This window comes from Mesorhizobium sp. M2C.T.Ca.TU.002.02.1.1, from assembly GCF_003997225.1.
This window is the reverse complement of sequence record NZ_RZTO01000456.1, coordinates 1-4,976: the sequence shown is the minus strand read 5'-3', so window position 1 is coordinate 4,976 and position 4,976 is coordinate 1. Positions and strand designations below refer to the sequence as shown.

The window sequence follows — 4,976 nt, the reverse complement described above, 5'->3', positions numbered from 1 at the left end:
TCCATCCCGATCAGCGCCGGCGGTTGCGCGGCGAAGAACTTCGCCACCTGCGCGCGGCGCAGTTGACGCTGCACCACCACGCGCCCGCTCGCATCCACGCCGTGCACCTGAAACACATTCTTGGCCAGATCGATACCAAATCTGATAACTTGCATGACGGACGGTCTCCTCTGCTGGAGTTAATCACAGCCCAGTTTGGCACATTCGATGCCGCAAGGGGCCGTCCACCCATCATTCTAGGGCGGAGCAAGGAGCGAAGCGACGCGCGCAGACCCTAGAATGACGATCGCGATGGGGGCACCTTCACTAGGCGGACCTCCTCACCCCAGGAGCGTCTTCGTCCTTTTGCTGCCGCCCAGCTTGCGCCAGGTGTTGAAGCGATGCGTGGCGGCGGCGAAGGAGATCTTCATCTGCTGGGCGACGGTGTAGCGCGACTTGCCCTCGTCGAACATGCGATAGCAGCACTCCGCACCTTCCTCGGTCAGCTTGCCGTCCGGTGTCTTGTTGTGCGGGTTGGCGGGGTCGAATTTCTCGAGCTGTTCCTCGACAAGGCCCTTCAGGCGCTGCAGGTCGGCCTCGATGCTGGCGATGAGATCGAGGACCGGTTTGGCGTCAAATACGTGCGGTGGCTTCTTGTCCGTCATGCCGGGCTTCCTTCAATTTCGGTTGTTGTCAGCCATATAGGCTAACATTCGGTGATAATGAAGGGTCGGCCGGGTAACGCGGGATCACTGTTTCGCGCGTGCAGCCGTGCCGTTCGCAATTGACGTTGGTCAGCCAAGATCCTAGTTTAGAATCATTCTAAACTAGAGTGGTTTCATCATGCTTTCCCGTGTATTCGGCTTCGGCCGCCGTTCCTTCGATTCGCTGTCGGAGCAGGAGATCCTGGCGCTGGCGATCTCTTCCGAGGAGGATGACGGGCGCATCTACCGCGCCTATGCCGACGGCCTGGCGCAGGACTTTCCGCAATCGGCCAAGGTGTTCGAGGCGATGGCCGAGGAGGAGGACGGCCACCGCGATTCCCTCATCGAGCTTCACCGCAAGCGCTTCGGCGATCGCATTCCCTTGATCCGGCGCGAGCATGTGAGGGGTTATTACGAGCGCAAGCCGGACTGGCTGGTGCGGCCGCTCGGCATCGAGCATGTGCGCCGGCAGGCCGAGGATATGGAGCGGCAGGCCTACCGCTTCTATGTCGAGGCGGCCAAGCGGACCACCGACGCCTCGACGCGAAAACTGCTCGACGATCTCGCCTTGGCCGAACAAGGCCACGAGAGCTCGGCGCACGACCTGGAGCAGGAGCATGTGCCGGGTGCAGTCAAGGAGGAGGAAGCGAGCGCGGAGCAGCGCCAGTTCATCCTCACCTATGTGCAGCCCGGGCTGGCCGGATTGATGGACGGATCGGTGTCGACGCTGGCGCCGATCTTCGCCGCCGCCTTCGCCACGCATGCGACATTCCAGACTTTCCTCGTCGGCCTCGCCGCCTCGATCGGCGCCGGCATCTCGATGGGCTTCACCGAGGTCGCCTCCGACGACGGCAAGCTGTCGGGACGCGGTTCGCCGATCAAGCGCGGCCTCACCGTCGGCATCATGACGACGCTGGGAGGGCTCGGCCACGCACTGCCCTATCTCATCCCCTATTTCTGGACGGCCACCATCGTCGCGGCGGTCGTGGTGTTCTTCGAGCTCTGGGCGATCGCCTTCATCCAGAACCGCTACATGCAGACGCCGTTCTGGCGCGCCGCCTTCCAGGTGGTGCTGGGCGGCGCGCTGGTGTTCGGCGCCGGCGTGCTGATAGGCAACGCCTAGAGCAGGATGACGTTTCGTTGAATCGTCATCCTGCTCTAACTCTTTGTTGGAACATGAGCTTTTCCGAAAACCGGTTCCCACTTTTCGGGATCATGCTCTAGCCGTTGACGACGCGACTATCCGCCGGCGCCCCGGCCCTTTCCGTCATCCCGTAATCGCGCAGGACATGGGCGATGCGCAGACGGTAGCCGGCAAAGATTCCGCCGCGCCCCGCCTGCTGCGCCTGGCGGTGCTCCTCGGTGTTGCGCCAGGCTTTCACCGCTTCCTCATCGCGCCAGAAGGACAGCGACAGCACGCGCTTCGGGTCGGTCAGGCTCTGGAAACGCTCGACCGAGATGAAGCCGTCGATGCTCTCGAGCAGCGGCTTGAGGTTGGCGGCGATGCCGAGATAGGCATCGCGCTTTCCTTCCGCCGGCTCGACCTCGAAGATGACAGCGATCATGCCTCTATCCCTTCCTTGACCGTTACGTCGGTACGAAAGACCTGCCTTGGGCCATGCGGGCCGGACACCAGCCTCAGGAAGACGCGATCTTCCTTCAAGATGAACTTCTCGCGCCGCGCGAATTCGTAGTTTGCCTTGCCGGCCGGGTCGTCGGCAAGCCGCGCGCGATAGGCTTCATAGGCCGCGAGGCTTTCGATGTTGTAGGCGGCGTAAGCCGTGGTGGCCGAGCCTTCATGCGGGGCGTAATAGCCGATCAGGTCGGCGCCGCAGCGCGGAATGGCCTGGCCCCAGGCGCGCGCATATTGCTCGAAGGCCGCCTTGCCGAACGGGTCGATCTCGTAGCGGATGAAGCAGGTGATGGTCATGTCGGTCTCCTCGTCGGTTGGCTCCGAACATCGATGCTTCGACGGCGATCGAAGCATCACTGGCGCGGATGTGCTAGGCATTCCCCTGTCAGGAGTGTTTGCCCGGGCTGCTTGAGATGGCCCCAGAATAATGCTTCCCTGACAGGAATGCTTCGATGAGGATCGAACCATGCGTGAAGGACCGGATATCGCCCGCATCGCCAGCCTGGTCGGCGACCCGGCCCGCGCCAATATGCTGAACGCGCTGATGGGCGGCACGGCGCTGACGGCGTCGGAACTGGCGCTGGAAGCCGGCGTGTCGCTACCCACGGCTTCCTCGCATCTGTCGAAGCTGATGGAGGGCGGCTTGCTCACCTTGGCGAGCCAAGGCCGCCACCGCTACTACGGGCTGGCCAGCGCGCAGGTGGCCGGCATGATCGAGGCGATCATCGGCGTCGCCGAAGCGGTCGGCCCGAAGCGCGTGCGGCCCGGCCCGCGCGATGCGGCCATGCGCGTGGCGCGGGTCTGCTACGACCACCTCGCCGGCGAACAGGCGGTGGCGATGCTCGACCGGCTCTTCGACAGGAAGCTTTTGCTGCGCGACGACGACCAGATCAGGCTCACGCCGGCCGGCGCCTCGCATTTTTCCGCGCTCGGCATCGAGACCCACGCCAAGGCGCGGCGGCCGGTGTGCCGCGCCTGTCTCGACTGGAGCGTGCGGCGATCGCACCTCGCCGGCACGCTGGGCGCCGCCATCCTCGACAAGATCATCGCCGAGAAATGGGCGCGGCGCGAGAAAGACAGCCGCGCCGTGGTGTTTTCGCCGACGGGCAGGCAGGAATTCGAGAGGGTGTTTCTGGCGTAGGGCTGCGCAGGAAATGACAGCCTTGCAATGTCGGCGCGAGGCACCCCCCTCTGCCCTGCCGGGCATCTCCCCCGCAAGGGGGGAGATTGGCAGTTCTGGCGCTCCGCCATTCTTGCAACGTTGGAGATTGGCGAAACCGGCTGAGCGCTCAATCTCCCCCCTTGCGGGGGAGATGGCCGGCAGGCCAGAGGGGGGTGCTGTCCCGCCGACGTTGCGCGATCACCCCCGCTTCAGCGCCTTCCCCAGCCTGAAGAACTCCTTCCACGGATCGGCCTTCTTCAACTGTGCCAGCGTCGTCTCATCCCCCAGCGGGAAGGCATTCGGCGGCAGCCCCTTCTCGATCTCCGGCCAGGTCGCCGGCATCGATATCGTCGCGCCCTTCTTGGCGCGCGAGGAATAGGGCGCGACGGTGGTCGCGCCGCGGCCGTTGCGCAGATAGTCGACGAAGATCTTGCCCGTGCGCGCCTTCTTCGACAGCGTCGCCGTGTAGCGGTCGGGTGCGGCCTGCTCCAGTGCGCGGGCGAAATCATGGGCGAAATCCTTGACCGCGTCCCAGTCCGCCGAGGGCTTCAGCGGCACCAGCACGTGATAGCCCTTGCCGCCGGAGGTCTTGACCAGGTTCGGCAGCGACAGCTCGTCGAGCTTTCTGTGGATGTCGAGCGCCGCCTCGCGCACTTTGCCGACATCGACGCCTTCGTCCGGATCGAGGTCGAAGATGATCTGGTCCGGCTTTTCCAGCGCATCGATCGTCGAGCCCCAGATATGGACCTCGACCACGCCGTACTGGACGAGTGCCGCCAGCCCGTCGAAATCCTTGATGTAGAGGATCTCCTCGCCATCGGTCGGGTCCTTCATCCTGGCGATCCTGTCGCTCATGCCGGGCGAAGCGTGTTTCTGGAAGAAGCGCTGGCCCTGGATGCCGTCCGGCGCCCGCACGAGGGCCAGCGGCCGGTTGACGACGAACGGCTCCATGCGCGGCCAGACCAGCGCGTAGTGATCGAGCAGGTCCTGCTTGGAGACTTTCTCGTCGGGCCACAGCAGCTTGTCGGGGTGCGAGAGTTTTATCGCGGTCTTCGCCGTTCCGGCCGAGGCCTTGGCGGGTTTTGCGTCCGGCTTTGCTTCGCTCTGGCCCTTTTTCGGCTTTTCCTGCACGACTTCCTCCGCCGGCTTGTCCTCGCGCAGCCCCTGGAACGAGGCATGGCGGATTATACGGTCGGATGTCCAGCTGCGGAACTCCACCTCGCCGACAAGTTCCGGCTTGACGAAGGTGAGGCCCTTGCCCTTGGGCACCGCGGCCGAGAAGGGCGACGCCTTCGCCTCGAGCCGGTCGAGCCTCTTTTTCAGATCCGTCAGCATCTTGCCGGAAAAGCCGGTGCCGACACGGCCGGCGTAATGCAGCTTGCCGCCCTCATAATAGCCGACCAGCAGCGAGCGCACGCCGCGGCCCGTCTTGTCCGAAGGCAGATAGCCGCCGATGACGAATTCCTGCCTGAGCGTGCATTTCGACTTGATCCAGGAG

General features: G+C 64.3%; 6 protein-coding genes and 1 pseudogene. 2 read left to right on the top strand and 5 right to left on the bottom strand.

Going from position 1 to position 4,976, the window contains the following annotated elements:
- Together EOD07_RS38630 and EOD07_RS22105 are read right to left on the bottom strand one after the other, a co-directional pair.
- Positions 1 to 155 (bottom strand): annotated as a pseudogene (locus tag EOD07_RS38630) (IS110 family transposase); the annotation flags it as partial.
- A 165-nt stretch (positions 156 to 320) separates the two neighbouring features.
- Complete coding sequence (locus EOD07_RS22105; protein WP_073989056.1) at positions 321 to 644, bottom strand: hypothetical protein; 324 nt, start codon at positions 642 to 644, stop codon at positions 321 to 323.
- Positions 645 to 822: 178 nt separating this feature from the next.
- Between EOD07_RS22105 and mbfA the strand changes: the two genes are divergently transcribed.
- Complete coding sequence (gene mbfA, locus EOD07_RS22100; protein ID WP_040986418.1) at positions 823 to 1,806, top strand: iron exporter MbfA; 984 nt, start codon at positions 823 to 825, stop codon at positions 1,804 to 1,806.
- Positions 1,807 to 1,903: 97 nt separating this feature from the next.
- Here mbfA and EOD07_RS22095 read toward each other — a convergent pair whose 3' ends face one another.
- Together EOD07_RS22095 and EOD07_RS22090 are read right to left on the bottom strand one after the other, a co-directional pair.
- Positions 1,904 to 2,248 carry an antibiotic biosynthesis monooxygenase gene (locus EOD07_RS22095; protein WP_127236980.1) on the bottom strand — a complete coding sequence of 115 codons (345 nt, stop codon included), beginning with the start codon at positions 2,246 to 2,248 and terminating at the stop codon, positions 1,904 to 1,906.
- Positions 2,245 to 2,613: an NIPSNAP family protein gene (locus EOD07_RS22090; RefSeq protein ID WP_127236979.1), complete on the bottom strand. Its 369-nt coding sequence runs from the start codon at positions 2,611 to 2,613 to the stop codon at positions 2,245 to 2,247. The genes EOD07_RS22095 and EOD07_RS22090 overlap by 4 nt, the downstream gene beginning before the upstream one ends.
- 169 nt (positions 2,614 to 2,782) lie before the next feature.
- Between EOD07_RS22090 and EOD07_RS22085 the strand changes: the two genes are divergently transcribed.
- The gene (locus EOD07_RS22085; RefSeq protein WP_127236978.1) at positions 2,783 to 3,457 is read left to right on the top strand and encodes a winged helix-turn-helix domain-containing protein; all 675 of its coding nucleotides are present in this window, start codon (positions 2,783 to 2,785) and stop codon (positions 3,455 to 3,457) included.
- Positions 3,458 to 3,676: 219 nt separating this feature from the next.
- Here the strand turns inward: EOD07_RS22085 and ligD are convergent.
- On the bottom strand, positions 3,677 to 4,976 hold a 1,300-nt coding region (gene ligD / locus EOD07_RS22075; RefSeq protein WP_127236977.1), incomplete at its 5' end, for a DNA ligase D.

What these genes read in the sequence shown, in the direction of transcription:
- EOD07_RS22085 (WP_127236978.1), top strand. Translation starts at nt 2,783, where the DNA reads ATGCGTGAAGGACCGGATATCGCCCGCATCGCCAGCCTGGTCGGCGAC.
- EOD07_RS22105 (WP_073989056.1), bottom strand. Translation starts at nt 644, where the DNA reads ATGACGGACAAGAAGCCACCGCACGTATTTGACGCCAAACCGGTCCTC.
- mbfA (WP_040986418.1), top strand. Translation starts at nt 823, where the DNA reads ATGCTTTCCCGTGTATTCGGCTTCGGCCGCCGTTCCTTCGATTCGCTG.
- EOD07_RS22095 (WP_127236980.1), bottom strand. Translation starts at nt 2,248, where the DNA reads ATGATCGCTGTCATCTTCGAGGTCGAGCCGGCGGAAGGAAAGCGCGAT.
- EOD07_RS22090 (WP_127236979.1), bottom strand. Translation starts at nt 2,613, where the DNA reads ATGACCATCACCTGCTTCATCCGCTACGAGATCGACCCGTTCGGCAAG.